At 53.2% G+C, this 17,883-nt stretch carries 21 protein-coding genes, 1 tRNA gene and 2 riboswitches; of the genes, 15 read left to right on the top strand and 7 right to left on the bottom strand.

Annotated features, from left to right (window positions below; translation table 11 throughout):
• The first annotated feature begins 10 nt into the window (after positions 1-10).
• The 5 genes from ACZ2GZ_RS07025 to ACZ2GZ_RS07045 all read left to right on the top strand — a co-directional run bounded on the left by ACZ2GZ_RS07025 (position 11) and on the right by ACZ2GZ_RS07045 (position 4,659).
• Positions 11-559, top strand: a complete 549-nt coding sequence (locus tag ACZ2GZ_RS07025; RefSeq protein WP_214714831.1) for a glycerol-3-phosphate responsive antiterminator — start codon at positions 11-13, stop codon at positions 557-559.
• Positions 560-608: 49 nt separating this feature from the next.
• Positions 609-1,313: an SDR family NAD(P)-dependent oxidoreductase gene (locus tag ACZ2GZ_RS07030; RefSeq protein ID WP_214714833.1), complete on the top strand. Its 705-nt coding sequence runs from the start codon at positions 609-611 to the stop codon at positions 1,311-1,313.
• 116 nt (positions 1,314-1,429) lie between these two features.
• A complete protein-coding gene (locus ACZ2GZ_RS07035; protein ID WP_214714834.1) occupies positions 1,430-2,284 on the top strand; it encodes an HD domain-containing protein in 855 nt (284 codons plus the stop codon).
• A gap of 208 nt (positions 2,285-2,492) precedes the next feature.
• On the top strand, positions 2,493-3,494 hold the full coding sequence (locus ACZ2GZ_RS07040) for a sodium:calcium antiporter (RefSeq protein WP_214714836.1): 1,002 nt from the start codon (positions 2,493-2,495) through the stop codon (positions 3,492-3,494).
• A 103-nt stretch (positions 3,495-3,597) separates the two neighbouring features.
• Positions 3,598-4,659, top strand: a complete 1,062-nt coding sequence (locus ACZ2GZ_RS07045; RefSeq protein ID WP_214714838.1) for a bifunctional glycosyltransferase family 2/GtrA family protein — start codon at positions 3,598-3,600, stop codon at positions 4,657-4,659.
• A 43-nt stretch (positions 4,660-4,702) separates the two neighbouring features.
• On the opposite strand, the gene ACZ2GZ_RS07050 is transcribed toward ACZ2GZ_RS07045, so the two are convergent.
• The 3 genes from ACZ2GZ_RS07050 to ACZ2GZ_RS07060 all read right to left on the bottom strand — a co-directional run bounded on the left by ACZ2GZ_RS07050 (position 4,703) and on the right by ACZ2GZ_RS07060 (position 5,853).
• Positions 4,703-5,269 (bottom strand): 3'-5' exonuclease, encoded by a 567-nt coding sequence (locus ACZ2GZ_RS07050; protein WP_214714840.1) that lies wholly within the window; start codon positions 5,267-5,269, stop codon positions 4,703-4,705.
• A 65-nt stretch (positions 5,270-5,334) separates the two neighbouring features.
• On the bottom strand, positions 5,335-5,667 hold the full coding sequence (locus tag ACZ2GZ_RS07055) for a four-helix bundle copper-binding protein (RefSeq protein ID WP_021067537.1): 333 nt from the start codon (positions 5,665-5,667) through the stop codon (positions 5,335-5,337).
• A 113-nt stretch (positions 5,668-5,780) separates the two neighbouring features.
• A tRNA-Ala gene (locus tag ACZ2GZ_RS07060) sits at positions 5,781-5,853 on the bottom strand.
• A 134-nt stretch (positions 5,854-5,987) separates the two neighbouring features.
• Here ACZ2GZ_RS07060 and ACZ2GZ_RS07065 point away from each other — a divergent pair.
• The gene (locus tag ACZ2GZ_RS07065) at positions 5,988-6,851 is read left to right on the top strand and encodes a GRP family sugar transporter (RefSeq protein WP_214714842.1); all 864 of its coding nucleotides are present in this window, start codon (positions 5,988-5,990) and stop codon (positions 6,849-6,851) included.
• A 29-nt stretch (positions 6,852-6,880) separates the two neighbouring features.
• Here the strand turns inward: ACZ2GZ_RS07065 and msrA are convergent, their stop codons facing one another.
• Together msrA and ACZ2GZ_RS07075 are read right to left on the bottom strand one after the other, a co-directional pair.
• Positions 6,881-7,393, bottom strand: coding sequence for a peptide-methionine (S)-S-oxide reductase MsrA (gene msrA / locus ACZ2GZ_RS07070; protein ID WP_029595392.1), 513 nt, complete (start codon positions 7,391-7,393; stop codon positions 6,881-6,883).
• Positions 7,394-7,456: 63 nt separating this feature from the next.
• Positions 7,457-7,558, bottom strand: a riboswitch (SAM riboswitch).
• Between the two features lie 44 nt (positions 7,559-7,602).
• Positions 7,603-7,764 (bottom strand): hypothetical protein, encoded by a 162-nt coding sequence (locus tag ACZ2GZ_RS07075; protein ID WP_029595393.1) that lies wholly within the window; start codon positions 7,762-7,764, stop codon positions 7,603-7,605.
• A 111-nt stretch (positions 7,765-7,875) separates the two neighbouring features.
• Here ACZ2GZ_RS07075 and ACZ2GZ_RS07080 point away from each other — a divergent pair, with 111 nt between their 5' ends.
• From ACZ2GZ_RS07080 to ACZ2GZ_RS07120, 9 genes are all read left to right on the top strand, one after another.
• Positions 7,876-9,279 carry an amidase family protein gene (locus ACZ2GZ_RS07080; RefSeq protein WP_214714844.1) on the top strand — a complete coding sequence of 468 codons (1,404 nt, stop codon included), beginning with the start codon at positions 7,876-7,878 and terminating at the stop codon, positions 9,277-9,279.
• 69 nt (positions 9,280-9,348) lie between these two features.
• Positions 9,349-10,410 (top strand): dual-specificity RNA methyltransferase RlmN, encoded by a 1,062-nt coding sequence (gene rlmN, locus ACZ2GZ_RS07085; RefSeq protein ID WP_214714851.1) that lies wholly within the window; start codon positions 9,349-9,351, stop codon positions 10,408-10,410.
• 177 nt (positions 10,411-10,587) lie between these two features.
• Complete coding sequence (locus ACZ2GZ_RS07090) at positions 10,588-11,469, top strand: SMP-30/gluconolactonase/LRE family protein (RefSeq protein WP_214714859.1); 882 nt, start codon at positions 10,588-10,590, stop codon at positions 11,467-11,469.
• A gap of 12 nt (positions 11,470-11,481) precedes the next feature.
• Positions 11,482-11,745, top strand: coding sequence for a hypothetical protein (locus ACZ2GZ_RS07095; protein ID WP_021067530.1), 264 nt, complete (start codon positions 11,482-11,484; stop codon positions 11,743-11,745).
• Positions 11,746-11,849: 104 nt separating this feature from the next.
• Positions 11,850-13,043: a GTP-binding protein gene (locus ACZ2GZ_RS07100; RefSeq protein ID WP_214714862.1), complete on the top strand. Its 1,194-nt coding sequence runs from the start codon at positions 11,850-11,852 to the stop codon at positions 13,041-13,043.
• Between the two features lie 61 nt (positions 13,044-13,104).
• Positions 13,105-13,205, top strand: a riboswitch (TPP riboswitch).
• A gap of 81 nt (positions 13,206-13,286) precedes the next feature.
• A complete protein-coding gene (locus ACZ2GZ_RS07105) occupies positions 13,287-13,880 on the top strand; it encodes a YkoF family thiamine/hydroxymethylpyrimidine-binding protein (protein ID WP_058763762.1) in 594 nt (197 codons plus the stop codon).
• The gene (locus tag ACZ2GZ_RS07110; protein ID WP_214714864.1) at positions 13,873-14,448 is read left to right on the top strand and encodes an ECF transporter S component; all 576 of its coding nucleotides are present in this window, start codon (positions 13,873-13,875) and stop codon (positions 14,446-14,448) included. Before ACZ2GZ_RS07105 ends, ACZ2GZ_RS07110 begins: the two co-directional genes overlap by 8 nt.
• A complete protein-coding gene (locus tag ACZ2GZ_RS07115; RefSeq protein ID WP_214714866.1) occupies positions 14,441-15,769 on the top strand; it encodes an ABC transporter ATP-binding protein in 1,329 nt (442 codons plus the stop codon). The genes ACZ2GZ_RS07110 and ACZ2GZ_RS07115 overlap by 8 nt, the downstream gene beginning before the upstream one ends.
• Positions 15,769-16,503 (top strand): energy-coupling factor transporter transmembrane component T family protein, encoded by a 735-nt coding sequence (locus tag ACZ2GZ_RS07120; RefSeq protein WP_251135267.1) that lies wholly within the window; start codon positions 15,769-15,771, stop codon positions 16,501-16,503. Before ACZ2GZ_RS07115 ends, ACZ2GZ_RS07120 begins: the two co-directional genes overlap by 1 nt.
• A gap of 15 nt (positions 16,504-16,518) precedes the next feature.
• Here ACZ2GZ_RS07120 and ACZ2GZ_RS07125 read toward each other — a convergent pair whose 3' ends face one another.
• Both ACZ2GZ_RS07125 and ACZ2GZ_RS07130 read right to left on the bottom strand, forming a co-directional pair.
• Positions 16,519-17,106: a hypothetical protein gene (locus ACZ2GZ_RS07125; protein ID WP_214714868.1), complete on the bottom strand. Its 588-nt coding sequence runs from the start codon at positions 17,104-17,106 to the stop codon at positions 16,519-16,521.
• A gap of 34 nt (positions 17,107-17,140) precedes the next feature.
• Positions 17,141-17,833, bottom strand: coding sequence for a lytic transglycosylase domain-containing protein (locus tag ACZ2GZ_RS07130; RefSeq protein ID WP_251135268.1), 693 nt, complete (start codon positions 17,831-17,833; stop codon positions 17,141-17,143).
• Between the last annotated feature and the right edge of the window lie 50 nt (positions 17,834-17,883).

Here is a 17,883-nt window from a genome sequence, read left to right on the forward strand (position 1 = left end):
ACGTGTCCATATGATAGAAGGTCAAACCATTTTACCCGCGCTCCACGACATGCGGGACCTCGAGAAATTCGTGACGGGACCGTTTCGTGTCGGGGTATTGCTCGAAGTACACGTCGCCCGTCTCGATGCTGTGTTTCAGTTGTTGGCGGCCCATGACAAACATGTCTTCGTCCATCTCGACTTGATTCAAGGGTTGAAGGCGGATGAATATGCGACCGAATATATTTGCCAGACGTATCGTCCGTACGGCATCATCTCGACAAAAGGCAGCGTCATTTTAAAGGCGAAACAAAAACAGGTCAAGACGGTCCAACGTCTATTTTTAATCGATTCAAGCTCGCTCGAGCGCAGTTATCGCCTCATCAAACGGACACAACCGGACTATATTGAAGTGTTGCCGGGTCTCGTCCCGAAGTATATCCGGTCCGTAAGAGCGGAGACGGGAATCCCGGTCTTCGCCGGCGGCTTGATTTCATCGCCTGAAGAAGTCGAGGCCGCTCTCGAGGCGGGTGCGACGGTCGTGACGACGTCTGACCAACGCCTCTGGACAATCGAATAGGACTCGTTTTCATCGAATCGGGGTATGTGACACTGCAGGAGGGATGTATATGAGACAGGTTATGATTATCACGGGCGTCAGCCAAGGGATCGGACATGAGTTGGCACGTCATTTCCGTGACACGTATCACGTCATCGGAGTCGACAAAGGAAACGATCCGCAGCTGGACGAGGTGACGTTTTATGAGATGGATTTGGGGGACCATGAGGCGATCGCTCGCGTGTTCGCCGACATTCAGCGCCAAGTCGGCGTCGCCCACGTGCTGATTAACAACGGTGGCGTCTCGTCACTCGTCAAACCTTTGGCTGAACTTGACGTCGAGACGTTTAAACAAGTGATCGACGTCAACCTCGTCGGAACGTTCGCTTGTGCCAAGGCGTTCTTAACGTTGAACGAGGGGGCGGGATATGGGCGCATCATCAATCTGGCCTCGACGCGCTCCCTTCAAAATGAACCTGATTGGGAAGCGTACGGAGCGTCAAAAGGTGGTATCGTGTCATTGACCCAGTCGATGGCGGTCTCGCTAGCGGAGCGTCCGATCACGGTAAATGCAATCAGTCCGGGCTGGATTCATACGTCGGATGAGCCGCTCCGTGACATCGACCATGCGCAACATCCGTCGGGCCGGGTCGGGAAGCCGGACGATATCGTCCGAGCGGTCGCTTATTTGATTGATGAGCAGAACGATTTCATCAACGGGCATAATCTCGTCGTCGACGGCGGAATGACGAAGAAGATGATTTATGAACCGTGAGTCGCTCAATCGGGACCATTACCCTATATTTTAACGTGCGATATGAGTAGATGGGACTAGACACGGGTAAAGGATGGGAAAGCTCTAGGATCCCATTTATTTAAGGAGGAATCGTCGTGCACCAGCTGATTGAAGAGGCACTCCGATTCGCGGCCGTCCGTCACGATGGACAGTTTCGAAAAGGAACGAATATTCCCTACTTGACCCATCCCGTCGCCGTATCGATGTTGCTCGTCGAAGACCGGCAACCGGTCCCGGTCGTGGCTGCCGGCCTGCTCCATGATTTGCTCGAAGACACGTTGACGACCGCTGAAGAAATTGAGGAACGGTTTGGCAGTGAAGTGAGACGACTTGTTCAGGCTGTATCGGAACCAAACAAGCACTTATCGTGGGAAGAACGAAAACGGATGACGATTCAACACGTGCACACGATGCAGTATGACGAAGTGGCGATTTTGGCGGCAGACAAGTTACATAACCTTCGTTCGATTCGACTCGACGTCGAGTCTGCCGGTAAGCAAATATGGGATCGCTTCAGACGACCCCTCCGCGATCAGTCGTGGTATTATCATGAGCTGCTCCAGGCGTTGACACCGTTCAGACAGACGACGACGCTCATCGAGTCGTTCGAGACCGAGTTGAACTTGTTATTCTATGGTGTCACCGAGGAGCGTTCCGATAAGCTCGAAAAATTGTTCGACGTCATTCAGCACGGGTTTCACGAAGAGGACTGGCTCCAAGAGACATCGACGCTCTGTCAGACGGCCTATGAGTTACATGAGGCGATGCGCGAAGGGTATCGTCACGGCACGGACGTCAATCAACCGGAGCTTGACGCCTTGTCCGCACAATTGAAAGAAGCAGGGCTATGGGAACGTTTACCGCTCCCGATGCTCCAAGCGATTGATGAACTGTCCTACCGGACGGCGATGCCAGTCGATGACGTCGTCGCCCATTTAAGGTTCAATTGATTGTCAAATGACCTTCAATGTGATATATTCGTCGTGAACATAAGAGGGGGAGTAGCGACCACAACCGTGGTCGGTGGGTCGTCATTACGGTGCAATGCACTCGGTCCACCGAGCTTCTTACCAAGTCCGCAAGACCTTTTTATGGATGCTTTTTTGGCGTCCATAAAGAGGTCTTTTTGAATTCATGAAAAAGGGGAGACTTATTCAAATGGTATTTATTTATTTCATCTTGGCCGCAGCCATCACCGTTTACGCTGCCATGAAACTCTCGACTTACGCTGACGTCATCAGTGAGAAGTCGACGATGAGCGGGATGCTCGTCGGGACGGTATTGCTGGCCGGTGCGACATCGCTGCCGGAAGTGACGACGAGCGTCTCGGCCGTCATGATCAACAACCCGGATATCGCCATCGGGAACATGCTCGGATCGAACTTGTTCAACATTTTCATCTTGGCGATGTTCGATCTCTTCTATCGTCAGAAACGCTTGTTCAATGAAGCGAGCCGAGATCATCTCTATACGGCCGGTCTCGGGCTCATGTTGACGCTCGTCACGATGATTGCTCTCATCGTGCGCATCGATTTCACGATTCTCGGCATCGGAATTGACGCCTTGTTGATCGCGGTATTGTATGGGATCGGGATTTACTATATCGGAAAACGCCCGCAACAACCTGCCGTTGAGCGGGAAGCTGCCCACGAGGCGGTTCAAAAAGTCGGTGCCAGTGCGACGAGTTCGATCACGGTCAAACGTGCGATCGTCGGTTTCATCATCGCCGCACTCGTCATCATGGCGGCAGGGACGGCGCTATCTGTGTTAGGTGATCAAATCGCCGTCGTCACCGGCCTCGGTTCAAGCTTTGTCGGCAGTTTCTTGATTGCCGCGACGACTTCGCTTCCAGAGGCGGTATCGGTATTTGTCGCCTTGAAACTCCGTAACGTCAACTTGGCGTTCGGTTCGATTTTAGGAAGTAACGTCTTCAACATGCTCATTATCGCCATGTCAGACGTGTTTTACCGAAACGGCTCGATTTTGGCCGACGTAGCTGCGTCTCACTTGGTGACGGCAATCGGAATCACGATTTTGTCGGTGTTGGTCATGTATACGCTTCTTCGCAAAGATGTGACGTCGAAACTGCGTTACATCTTGCCATCGGCGCTTGTCGTGCTCGTCTACTTCGCTTCGTCTTACTTCATCTTCATCGGTTAATCTGGCACGGTGTCCTCCGAGACACCGTGTTTTTTTGTTTACCGCGGTCCGAGGAATCACTTTTCATCGTCTTGGGTATAGAAGGAGGGAAGGAGGGGTGGCGATGCAAATGCATTCCGTAGAACGTTTAGATGAGTATGTCGTTTTAATCCCAGCCTATAATCCGGATCAAGCGCTCGTCACACTTGTGCGCGAGCTGAAAGAGACGGGATTTGTCCATGTCATCGTCGTGAACGATGGGAGTGTCGAGCCATCCCAAACTGTCTTCGATGAGGTCGGGAAGTGGGTGACGACTGTTCTCGTCCATGAACGGAATCAAGGCAAGGGTGCGGCGTTGAAGACGGGGATTCGTCACGTCGTCGAACGATTCCCCGGTACGCATGGTGTCATCACCGTCGATGCGGACGGACAACATCTGCCGGAGGATGTAAAAAGCTTGTATGAAGCAGGGGTTCAACGGCCGCACCATCTGGTCATGGGATGTCGTGATTTTTCTGGTGCGCATATTCCGTTCCGAAGCCGATTCGGGAACCAGATGACACGTGGTGTCATGCTCGTCGGCAGCGGGCTTCGACTGAAAGACACCCAGACCGGTCTGCGGGCCGTTCCGTTGCGCTATGCGGAACAGTTGCTCGACGTGCCCGGGAACCGCTATGAGTTCGAGATGAACATGTTGACGTTCACGAAACGTTGGCAAGTCCCGATTCAACAGATTCCGATTCAAACCGTGTATGTGGCCGAGAACGCCTCATCCCATTTTCGCCCGGTCATCGACTCGATTCTGATTTATCGCATGTTTTTAGCCTATTCGTTATCCTCGGTCGCCTCATTTTTATTAGATATCGGCGCCTATGCCTTGTTCATCTTTTTATTGAATCCGTGGTTCGAGACGACTCATGTCTTGATTGCGACGGTATTGGCCCGCATCATCTCGTCCTTATTCAATTACGTGGTGAATCGAAAAGTCGTATTCGAGTCGAAAGCGAGACGGGCGATGCCGAAATACTTCGGTCTCGTCGGCTTGCAGATGGCGTTGTCGGCCGGTCTCGTCTATGTATTGTTCCTGTTGTTTCGGGACGGGGAAGTGTGGATTAAAGTGTTTGTCGACAGCCTTTTGTTCGTCGTCAGTTATTATGTCCAAAAAAGATGGATCTTTAAACGGTAACAGGCCAAGACGAGTGTCTTGGCCTGTCTGGCATGCATATGGTTCAATAGGCGAGCTTCCCGATCTTGACCGATGTATAGCGGTGCAGTTCACGCGGGTCATGTATCCCGGTCTTTTGCATCATGTCGCGCATGAGCAATGCGCAGACACGGGCATCTTCAGCCGCATCGTGATGGATGAACGGGACGTTCAAATATTCCGCCATCGTGTTCAGCTTGTGATTCGGCAGTCCAGGATACAGTTTTCTCGACAGCTTGACGGTACAGCCGTACTCGATCGTCGGAAACGTATATAAATCATATTTGGCGATCGCTTTCTTGAAAGCGCCCATATCAAATGAGGCATTGTGCGCCATGACGAGGTCGACATCCCGCAGCGTCGGATAGAGCTGTTCAAGCACCTCGGGTAAGGCTGGAGCGTCCCAGACGTCGCTCGGCCGGATGCCGTGGACGCGGATATTGCCTGCGTCAAAGTCTTCTTCTGGATTGACGAGTAGTTGGTTCGTCTCGATGATTTCACCGTCGACGAGTAGGCTCCAGCCGACAGAGCAGATGCTGCGACTATCGCGGTTGGCCGTCTCGACGTCGATGGCAAGAATTGAATGTGACATAATCGGTCCCTTTCTCATAAAACAAGTATAAAAAAAGTCTAACATATCGTTAGACTAAAAAGCGATTATGCGGCCACGAGGTTGCGACACGCCTCGGCACAGCGGAGACACGCTTCGGAACAACGTTGGCAATGGTCATGCAAATGGCGGCCACATTCGACGGCGCACGTGTCGCACACCTGGGCGCAGAGTGCAGCAATCGGTTTGGTGAAAGCCGAATCGGTCTCGAGCGCGTTCAAGGCGAGCGCACACACTTCCGAACATTCTTTCGTCAGCCGGATACACTCGGCGACCATCAATAAATCCTCTTCTTGTAAACATTTTGAGAAACAGTGATTGCTTGCCCGCATACAGTCGATGACGGCTAAAATGGTCTCTTCGACAGAGGCACGATCCATAGTAAGTCCCCCTTAGAATAATGATGTCTTACAATCATTACCCGCTACCAGGTGACTTAAACCGGGCGGAGACGCAAAAAAGTCACCCCTCAAATGAGTGGTGACTTCCATAATGGAGCATAGCGGGCTCGAACCGCTGACCTCCACGCTGCCAGCGTGGCGCTCTCCCAGCTGAGCTAATGCCCCGTTCGAAAATTATTATATCATCCTAGTAAAACATTTGGCAATGGGTATTTTTAAATTTTTTTGAACAAAGTTTAATCGGGCGTAAACGTGGGAAAATCATGGGTAATGTTATTCTACGAAAGCAGGTGTTATCTATGGAAATGATTTTACTCGCACTCTTACCTGCCTTGATGTGGGGGAGTATCCCACTCATCGTCTCGAAAGTCGGCGGCAAGCCGATTCAACAGTTAATCGGGACGACGATTGGGGCGATGGTGATGGCGGTCATCATCGCACTCGTCTTCAATCCGGAGTTCACGACGCTCGCAATCGTGACCGGCTTCATATCTGGTGTGTTCTGGGCACTCGGGCAATATTTACAGTTCCAGTCGTTCCAAATTTTAAGTGTATCGAAAGCGATGCCGATCAGCACCGGGATGCAACTCGTCGGGACGTCGTTGTTCGGGGTCATCGTGCTCGGCGATTGGAAGACGACGACCGAGTTGTGGCTCGGCTTTTCTGCGCTCGTGTTGATTATCATCGGGGCGGCACTGACGTCATACCAACAACAAAAAGATGGCGATAGCAGCAGCGCCTTGAAGAAAGGTTTGCTCGTCCTGCTCGTGTCGAGTATCGGTTATGTGACGTATGCCGTCTTGACGAACTATTTCGAGGTCGACGGCATCACGGCCATCTTGCCGCAGTCGGTCGGGATGTTCGTCGCGGCGCTCTTGTTCAGCCTGCGTGAGAAAGATGTGAAGAAGTTCGATCCGAAGACGTTCAAAAACATTTTGGCCGGTCTCGCTTGGGGGATCGGGAACTTCGGGCTGTTCGTGTCAAGCGGTGAAGTCGGCATCGCGACGTCATTCGCCTTGTCCCAATTGAACGTCGTCGTGGCGACGCTCGGCGGGATTTATCTATTGAAAGAAGAGAAGACGACGAAAGAACGTGTCTTCGTCTTTATGGGAATCGGGCTCATCGTCGTGGCCGGATTCATGCTCGGGATTGCCAAGAGCTAAAAAGACGGGTCAGACGACCCGTCTTTTGTTTACCAGGCTTGCTCGATGAATGCGTCGCGCCCAGATTTCTTCCGGTCCTCTTTATAGTGGGCCGGATTTTTTTTATGGAAGTCTTGATGATATTCCTCGGCCGGATAGAACGTGTCGGCCGGTAGAATCTTCGTGACAATCGGCTGTTTGAAGCGTCCGCTCGCCGCGAGCGCGTCGCGACTCTGTTCTGCTTTCACGCGTTGGTCTTCCGTATGATAGAAGATGGCCGGCGCATATTGGCTGCCGCGGTCTTGGAACTGGCCGCCGTCATCGGTCGGGTCGGTCTGAATCCAATACAGTTCGAGCAGTCGTTCATAAGCGAACAGCGTCGGGTCGAACGTGATCTCGACGACCTCATAGTGTCCCGTCGTCCCTGTCTTCACTTGTTCATACGTCGGGTCATTGACGTGACCTCCCGTATAACCGGATACGATTGACTCGATGCCAGGTTGTTCCTCGAACGGCGTCACCATGCACCAAAAACAGCCGCCTGCGAATGTTGCTTTTTCCATTAGTAATTCCCCCTCGATCAATTTCCAAAAAAAAGCGCCCATGTCATCGACATGAGCGCTCTGTCATATCGGCCAAGGCAAACTGCCTTGCTGGAAGTAGCACCTTGCCGAAGCAGGTTGCTGTGAAGTCATAGAGCCAGGTCTCTCGTTCACTCGAGATATCGATATGTAGTTGGTGAGAGCATCATACCATCAGATTTGAAGCGGCGTCAACGGTTTGGCTTGCGTCGAAGTTGGACCAAGGTGGCGCCGAGAATCAAGATGACGAGGACGATGGAGAGCGGTAGCGTATACGGGGCGTCCCCGGCATATAACTGTAAGAAGAACAAGGCAAAAACGGACAATAAGACGAGTACGTACGAACGGTTCATAGTAACCTCCCTTTTCTTTCAGTGTACCAAGTTACATATTCGTTGGCGAACGAAAACAGGAAATCATGTGGCGATAGCGAATACCATCGAGTGACCAAAGGAGGAATCTATATGACTGAACCAAACACATGTTTCGAACTCGATATCGAGACCGCCCATCGCGGATATAAAGAAGGAACGTTCACGGCGCGTGACGTGACGGCCTACTATTTGACCCGAATCGCCCAGTTGAACGATAAACTGAGAGCGGTCATTCAAGTGAACCCGGACGCCTTGTTCGAGGCCGAGGCGGCGGATCGCGCCTATCAACGAGGTGAGCGATTACCGTTGCTCGGCATCCCGGTGCTGATCAAAGACAATGTCGAGACGGCCGGATTGATGAAGACGACGGCCGGGGCCGTCGCCCTCGCGCATCACTTCGCCGGCCGGGACGCCCATCTCGTCCAAAGCTTGCGCGCGAGCGGGGCCATCATCCTCGGGAAAGCGAACTTGTCCGAATGGGCCAACTTTTTGACCGAGGGCATGCCAAACGGCTGGAGTGGGGTCGGTGGCCAGACGCTCAATCCGTATGGGGACAAGCTCGATGTCGGAGGGTCGAGTTCAGGTTCAGCGTCAGCGGTCGCAGCCAACTTGACGTTGCTCGCCGTCGGCAGCGAGACGAGCGGCTCGATTATCCACCCGAGCGTCCATAACGGAATCGTTGGCATCAAACCGACCGTCGGGTTGATTAGCCGCAGCGGCATCATTCCGATCTCCCGGTCGCAAGACACGGCCGGCCCGATGGCACGGACACTCCGGGATGCGGTGCTCGCCCTTGAGGCGATGGTCGGGGAAGATCCAGCTGACCCAGCGACGACGCATCTTCCGGCCGGTCCGCCTTACCGGACTTGTCTCGATGAGCGGCAAGCAGTCGGGATGCGTGTCGGCGTCGTCAAGACCGATCTGTCGGAAGAAGAGCAGGTGCTCTACGACGAAGCGATCGCATTGCTGAAACAGAGCGGCATCGAGATCGTCACCGTCGAACTGCCGACGAAAGCAGGGCTCGACCAAGGGGATATCCTGTACCATGAGTTCAAGCTCGGAGTCGAGGCGTATCTCGCCTCGACGACGCTCCCGTATGAGACGTTGTCGGATTTGATTAACTGGAACAACAGTCATCCGGAGACGATTCCGCACGGACAGAAGACGTTCGAGAAAGCGAACGAACAATCGGGCCGCTTGATTGAGGACGCCTATTTGACGCGCCGCCTCGACGACGTCTATCACGCCAAGACAGACGGCATCGACCGATTGTTGGCCGAGCAGGAACTTCATGCGCTCGTATTGCCGCATGACCACAATTATGACATGGCGGCGAAAGCCGGCCATCCGACTCTCACGATCCCGTATCGCTTGAAGGCGAGCGGGGCCCCGTTCGGTCTATCGTTCACCGGGACGAGCTATGCCGAACGCGACTTGATTCGTCTCGCCTATGCGTTCGAGCGTCACGTGACACGTCCCGTCCCACCGTTATAAGAACGTTGCACCGGTCGTCCACGTCCGCTACAATGGTACGTATGCGGATTGAAGAAAGGACAGATAGCAATGAAACCATCTATATACGGGCTGACATTCGATCAGCTGACGGAAGCGTGCGTCTCTTGGGGATACAGCGCCTTCCACGCTAGACAAATCTGGGACTCGCTCTATATCGACCGAGTCAAACACATCGAGGAGATCTCGGTACGGGCCGAGGTACGTGAGGCGCTCGCCGCCGAATACGTCATCTCGACGCAAGACCTGTTCGTCAAACAAGAAGCGGGCGACGGGACGGTCAAATTTTTACTTAAATTGCATGACGGACACTATATCGAGACGGTGCTCATGCGTCACAAATACGGACGTTCGGTCTGTGTGACGACGCAAGTCGGCTGCAACATCGGCTGTAGCTTCTGTGCGAGCGGCCTCTTGAAGAAGACGCGCGATTTGACGGCCGGCGAAGTCGTCGAACAGATCATGACCGTGCAACATTACTTGGATGAGGTCGGAGAAGGTGCCCGCGTCAGCCATATCGTCGTCATGGGAATCGGGGAACCGTTCGATAACTTCGATAACTTGATCGATTTCCTCCGTGTCGTCAAAGACGAGCGCGGACTCGCCATCGCACCGCGTAAAATCAACGTGTCGACGAGCGGTCTCGCCGACAAGATTTATAAGTTCGCGGACCTCGATCTTCGCATCAATTTGGCGCTGTCACTCCACGCCCCGAACGATGCGTTGCGGACGCAAATCATGAAAATCAACCGGGCGTTCCCGCTCGACAAGCTCATGCCGGCCATCCGGTATTACGTCGAGAAGACGAACAAACGGATCACGTTCGAATATATTCTTTTATCGAAAGTGAACGATTTGCCGGAGCACGCCGAGGAACTCGCCGACTTGATTGACGATATTAAAGACAAGTCATACGTCAACTTGATTCCGTACAATCCGGTCAACGAGCATATTCAGTATGAGCGGAGCACGTCTGAGGACATCATGGCGTTTTACGACGTCTTGAAGAAGCGGGGCATCAATACCGGTGTCCGCCTCGAGCACGGGACTGATATCGATGCGGCCTGTGGCCAGTTGCGCAGCAAGCATATGAATGTCGAAGGCGCAAAATGACAGAGACTCCTTGAATCTCCTGATTCAAGGAGTTTTTTTGTCTTCTGCCCTAGATGGATTGCCGGCCTGGTTCAGTATTTTTCGTCCGAGCGGTTGCTATTTTGGGAAATGTTGAATAGAGAGTGCCCCCTCAGGGAATAGTCACTTGAAATCAATGTAGAGAGTGGAGGCAATTCAATGGAGACAGTAAACGCTGCGTTATGGATTCGAGTTCGAAATACGCTTGGGGAAGGCCCGTGTTGGGATGCGGAACTGAAACGCTTCTATTGGGTCGATATCGAGGGACATACACTTTGGTGGTACGATGAGAAAGAAGATGAACTGTCGTCGTTCGATATGGGACAACAGATCGGGTTCGCGGTCCCGAAAGTGACGGACGGCGTCGTCGTCGGCTTGAAAGACGGAATCTATGAGTGGGACGAGACGTCAAAAGAGCTCGATAAAATCGTCGAACTCGACGACCCGGAAGAAAAGCTCCGCTTCAATGACGGAAAAGCCGACCCGTACGGCCGCATCTTCGCCGGCACGCTCCATCTTGAAGACGAGGCGGAACAAGCGACGCTATACCGGTTGAATCGCGACGGCACGACCGAGGTCATGTTGAGCGAGTTGACATTATCGAACGGACTGACATGGTCACCCGACCATTCGACGTTCTATCATATCGATACACCGACCGAGACGGTCCGTAAATACGCCTTTGACTTGAAGACGGGAACGCTCGGCGAAGGGGAGGCCATCATCGATTTCACCGTCGAGGAAGGATTCCCGGACGGCATGACGTCCGATGAGGAAGGGTTCTTATGGATTGCACACTTTGCTGGCGGCCGCGTCTCGCGCTGGAACCCGGAGACGGGTGAAAAAGTGCTCGAGGTGCTCGTGCCGGCCCCGAACGTCACATCGTGTTGTTTTGTCGGCGACGAATTGAACCAACTCGCCATCACGACGGCTCGTGAAGGGATGGATGACGAGGCGCTCAAAGCCCATCCGGACGCAGGGTCGGTTTTTAAAATCGATACAGACGTGAAAGGGATGCCGCTCTATCGGTTTGGACGATAAGGAGGTAAAGAGATGGTGAAGCGATTGCTCGTTCGTGCAGGCATCGGTTTGGCACTCGCGGCAGTGGCCCGGGTCGGGATTCAAAAACTATTGGATGCGAACCGGGAAGACGACCACACGTATTTGAATCCGCGCTGGGATGAGGCCCCGAGTGTCGATGCCGATAAGGATGAGGATGAGGTCGGTCTGACGCAGCTCGATTCGATTTATCGGGCCGAGTGGCAGGCGAACACGTATCCCCGCTCCGAGGCGGAACGCAAGGCGTTGGAAGAATAGGGAAAGGAACACGTCCGGGAACGGGCGTGTTTTTTTTCTTGACAAGACAATGGTGACCCGTCATTATCTAAAAAGTAATGATTACGATTTAGGAGTGGGGATACATGAAACGAATTCCAATCACGGTGCTGTCCGGTTATTTAGGGAGCGGCAAGACGACGTTGATGAATCATCTGTTGAACAATCGGTCCGGCAAGAAATATGCGGTCATCGTCAACGACATGAGCGAGTTGAACATCGACGAACGATTGATCGAGCAGAACGGCTTCTCGCGGACGGACGAAAAATTGGTCGAGCTATTGAACGGCTGCATCTGTTGCACGCTCCGTGAGGACCTGCTCGAAGCGGTACAGGAGATCACGAACGACCGTGAGCTCGACGGGATTATCATCGAGTCATCTGGCATCTCAGAACCGATTCCGGTCGCCCAAACGTTTACATACGCCGATGACGCCCTTGGCATCGACTTGACGAGCCGTGTCTATATCGATGCGATGGTGACGGTCGTCGATGCGTATCGGTTCTTGAAAGATTTCAACTCGGGCGAGTCGCTTCATGAACGGAAGCAGGCCATCGATGAGACGGACGTCCGCGAAGTCGTCGACCTGCTTGTCGACCAAATCGAGTTCGCGGACATCATCGTCTTGAACAAGGCGGACCGCGTGACCGAGACAGAACTCGGTGAGATGGCCGGGCTGTTGAAGGCGCTCAATCCAACCGCCAAACTGTTGACGTCAGTTTACGCGAACGTGGAGTTGACGGAGCTGTTGGACGTCAATCTTTTCGATTTCGAGCAGGCGATGCACGCCGCCGGCTGGATTCAAGAACTAGAGGCCGAGACACACACACCAGAGACGGAGGAATACGGCATCAGTTCGTTCGTCTATCGCCGCCGCCGTCCGTTTCATCCGGAGCGGCTCCACGCCTGGATCGAGGCGTTCCCGGATCAAGTCGTCCGCGCCAAAGGTTTCTTATGGATCGCCTCCCGGAACGACATCGCCTGCCTGTTCTCGCAAGCGGGGTACGCATCGACGCTCGAACACGCGGGACGTTGGCTCGCGACGCTGCCGGAGGAAGAGCGGAGTCTCATGTTCACGGCAGAACCTGAGCTCGCCGCCGACTACGTCGAGCCGAACGGGGACCGTCAGACGGAGCTCGTCTTGATCGGGCAGCGGATGGAGCGTGCGGTCATCGAGGCCGGACTCGACGCGTGTCTGTTGACGGATGAGGAGATGGCGCTCGATTGGACGACGTTGCAGGACACGCTTCCGGGGAACGGTATCGTGACTTTCACATAAACCGTTTACAAATTCGGAGCGGTCGTCTATACTTCTCGTTGCATAGATAACCGCATACATTGGACTACACTAGGGGTGCTTCGGCTGAGATGTGAGCATGGCTCCAATCCCTTATGACTCGATCCGGGTAATACCGGCGTGAGGAAGTGTGGCACTTTTTCTAATGGATTTTTACATTGGACGAGTGGCCGCATTCTCATGGATGCGGCTTTTTTGTGTACATACAATAAGGGGGAATAGAACATGAACAACCAATGTGGTACGAGTCCGATTGTCGGATTCCGCTTTACGCTGAGCCCAATGACATCTGATTTTGTGAGTGTCATCAAAGGGGCATTGAAAGAGACGAACTTGCAAAACGTTTGGCGGCATACCGATGACGTCTCGACGGTCATCCGGGGACGCAGTCAGCATGTGTTCGACGTGGCCAAAGCCGTCTTGTCACATGCAACGAAGACCGGGGAACATGTGTCGATGAGCGGGACGTTCTCGGTCGGGTGCCCAGGCGACACGGCAGGAGACAATCTGCTCGACGTGACGACTGATCCTGTGAACGGTCCTGTATCGACCCAGTACGTCTCTTCTCAGTTCGCCCTCTATCCGCTCGGGGACGCGAAGTATATGGACATCATCTACGAAGAAATTGCGTTTGCGAAAGAGCGTGGCGTCTTCAATGACTCGATGCATTACGCCTCGGGCATTCACGGCGACATCGAACCGGTGTTTTCATTTTACGAGGCGACGTTCGACCGGGTCCGTGCGAAGACGAGCCACGTCGTCATGACGGTGACGTTCAGCGTGAACAGCCCGTCACACGAGGGACGTAACGATGCTTAAGTCGTGGAAGTTAAAAGAAATCGTCTTGTTGGCCATTTTATCGGTCGTATTCGCTGTCGTCTATTTGGCGTTCGTCCATGTCGGGAATCTATGGGCTGGCTTGATCGGACCGATCGCGTACGAATGGATTTTCGGCATCTGGTTCATCGTCTCGATTATTGCGGCTTATATCATCCGCCGACCTGGCGCCGCATTCTTGTCCGAAGTGCTTGCGGCGACGATTGAGATGATGATTGGGAACGCGATTGGACCTCGTATGATTTTAGTCGGGATCATTCAAGGACTTGGTGCTGAAGCGGCGTTTGCGGTCACGGGCTACAAGCGATATGACCTTTGGGTGCTCATGCTGGCCGGATTTGGTGCAGCTGCGACGAGTTTCGCGTATACGTACGTCATGGGTGGACTTGCTGCCCTCAGTCCGACATACGTGGCGACGATGTTCGCGTTACGAGCGACGAGCGGGATGATCATTGCCGGTCTGGGAGGTAAGATTTTAAGCGACTTGTTGCTTCGGACGGGTGCGCTCGAAGGGTATGCCATCGCGCGTCAGGGACGTGTGCATGGTTGAGGCAGAACAGCTGTCATTCCGCTATCCGGAAAAACAGAGCAAAGTATTGACGGACATCACGCTTCAATTAACGGCTGGGAGGACTCTCATTACAGGGGCGAGCGGGTCGGGGAAATCGACATTGTTCTCTTTGTTGAATCGTCTGTATCCAGAGAACTGCGATGGAATCGTGACGGGCAAACTATATTTGTTTGACCGCTCTTATGATACGTATGCAGCTGGTGAGGTGAATCGTCGTGTCGGAACGGTGTTTCAAGATCCTGACAGTCAGTTCGTCATGCAGACGGTCGAGGAGGAATTGATTTTCACACTCGAAAATTTTGCCGTGGCGAGGGACGAGATGATGACGCGTGTGGCCAATATTTTAGCGGAATTGCAGTTGACCGATTATCGTGACCGAGTCATTCATGACCTTTCAGGTGGAGAAAAGCAACAAATCGCTGTCGCCTGCGCCTTGATCGGGAAGCCAGAATGGCTACTGCTCGATGAGCCGCTCGCGCACCTTGATCCCGAGACATCAACCCGTTTCGTTCAGTGGCTCGACAACGTCGCACAGACGGTAAACGTTGTCGTCATCGAACATCGACCCTTCCTATGGGGCGGGTTCTTCGACAGAGAAGTGGAACTCGTGAACGGACGCATCAACTATGATGGACCGTTCGTTGCCCGCCCGGATTATACGTTCTCTCCGGTTGAGGTGACAAAAGGAGATGATTTTTTATTTCACGTACCGCAATTAAACAAAAAAACATTCAATTTAGCAGCGAGCAAGCTGACCGTCGCCGAGGGTGATCTCATTGCCGTACTCGGTCGAAACGGCAGTGGCAAATCGACTTGGCTCAAGAGCCTTGCCCGCGAACATCAAGAAGTCGGACTCGTCCCACAATCTCCGGCTCATCTGTTTATCACGAGTGATGTGTCATGTGAGCTCGCATATGGCCATAATCGTCCGATTGGGGACATCATGAACCGGCTCGGACTTGGACCGTTTCGTAACGACCACCCACTCTCGCTTAGTCACGGGCAAAAACGAAGGCTCGCCATCGGCGTGATGATGCTCTCGAATAAACGGCTCATCGCGTTCGATGAACCGACTGCTGGACAAGATGAGGTATCGCTTCGTGCGCTTTATGAATTGATGGTTGAACGAATCCGCGCCGGCCAGACGGTTCTGTTTGTGACACACGACCTTAGTTTCGCCCGAATCGCGAACACCTATTACTTGATGCATGAAGGTTACTTGAGTGGGCCATATGATGCATCGCTCTGGAATGAGACAGAGCTACTACAAGCTCACGGTTTATTGCTGGAGGAATCGTGATGACGTTTCAAGAGATGAATCCGACGATCAAATTTATGACCGTGACGTGTCTCATGTTCGGTCTTGCCTTTATGTACAATCCATGGACGCCGCTTACGGTATTCATCGGAACGCTTATACTTCAAATTCTTTTTTCTAACGTGAACTGGAAGCGGTGGGGGCTATTCATGATTCCGTTTTTATTCACCGCGCTCGGGACATTGTGGACGACGCTCGTCTTTGGAAAAGAGACGGGCGGGGAGGTCATGTTCACGCTGTTCGGCAACGACGTCACCGTCGAAAATGTGATACTAGCAGCGACGCTCTCCTTACGGGTATTAGCATTCACCGCGTTGTCACTCCTGTTCACGTTGACGACGGACCCCAAACGGTTCGTCTACAGCTTGATGCAACAAGGGAAGTTGTCGCCTAAAATCGCTTACAGTGTCTTCGTCGGCTTTCGTTTCTTTCCGATTTTGAAGCATGAACTGATGCAGCTGTATGAAACGCATGCTTTGCGAGGCGTTCGTTTAGAGACGCGACTCGAACGCATTCGGCACGTTCCGAATTTAATCATCCCGCTTCTGGCCGGATCAATCCGACAAGCGGAACGCATCGCGTTCTCGATGGAGGCACGCGGGTTCACGGGGGAGCCTCGAGCTACCTATGAAGTGGTTCCCGTCACGCGGAGTGACTTTCTGATGGCGTCGCTCTTGATTGTATTGTTCGGAGTGAGCGTATGGATTGGCATATAAACGAAACAAGACGACTCACTCGGAGTCGTCTTGTTTCGTTTCTTTCACGATTCTAAACTTCGGTTTGACCGATTCGTTATTGAACGCCTCGAGCACCGTGTTCTCGTTGGCCATACGAATCTGTTGCGGCTCGCCTTTGGACGTCGTACCGATACAGAACATATGAGCCTCGTGGTCGGCGAAAAGCGTCTTATACGGAGTCGCATGGTGCATCAAGCGACCTGGCGAGCCCCAACCGACGATTGCCATCCCACCGCTCGCCTCGACCTCGTCGAGCGTTTCCTCCACGTAATGAAAGTTGACCTCGTCGAGCTGTGACTCGACGTAAGGCAGGTTGTCATTGATGGCGAGCGTCGGGACGAGACTGATGACGCGCATCTCACGAATCGGTTGTGCGAGATGGTTCCGCATGAGCATATACGCCCGTTGCGTGGTCGTGCCGGACAAGAAGGCATCGCTCATCCGTGGCGAATAGATGATGACGGCACAGATGACGCCGTCGACGACATCGGTGAACTCGTACGTTCGCATATATCGTTTCGTCTTATCTTCATTGAAGACGGACTTGACGCGAATCGTCACTTCCTCGATATGGGTGTTCATAATGTTTCCTCACTTTTGCTCAAATAGTGCCAGGTCAGACCCAGCCAGCGAACCATTCCAAATAGCGGATTGTATAGCGGGCAACTTGTTGCGTCGCCGACGCCTTGTCATCCGGTAAATAAGACACGTCGGTTTGATATGACTCATAAAACGACATCACATCGTTGACATACTGCTCGCTTCGGTTGTATTCGAAGATGGCGTTCCGAATCGAATCAGTCGAATCTGCCGTCGTCCCACCGTGCTCGCTTAAATAATAAGCGGCTGCATGGGCCGAATCGACGAGACTGTGCGGGTCGGCCTGGCCATCGTTGTTACCGTCGCGTCCGAGACCGCCATACTGTTCGATCAGCGCGAGGTCTGTCAAATCGACCTCGTCCTCAGGCACGTCACCTTTTTGGTCGTCGGTGTCGTACTGCCAACCGAGCCACGTCCGCGGCATGAATTGGAACGGACCGATCGCCCCGACTGATGAACGCATCGATGAGCTATGGGAGAAAATCGTCTCGACGCGATGGACCGCGGCAAGAAGCCGCCAATCGACGTCATACGTCGCCGCCGCATCTTCATACACGTCACGATGGACAGCAGGGATGCCGTGATCCCCGTAATAGGCCCGGTAAAGACCGTTGTTCACTTTATCATGTTGACCAAACCAGCCGATTGCGCCGAGGCACAGCACGATCACAAGCATGAGACCGGTCAGTCGCAAAATCAATCGTTTCAAGATTCCGCCTCCTAGCTTTCTAGACAATACCCGAATAGTGTAGCATATAG

The sequence above is a fragment of the Exiguobacterium sp. KKT215 genome (genome assembly GCF_055635335.1).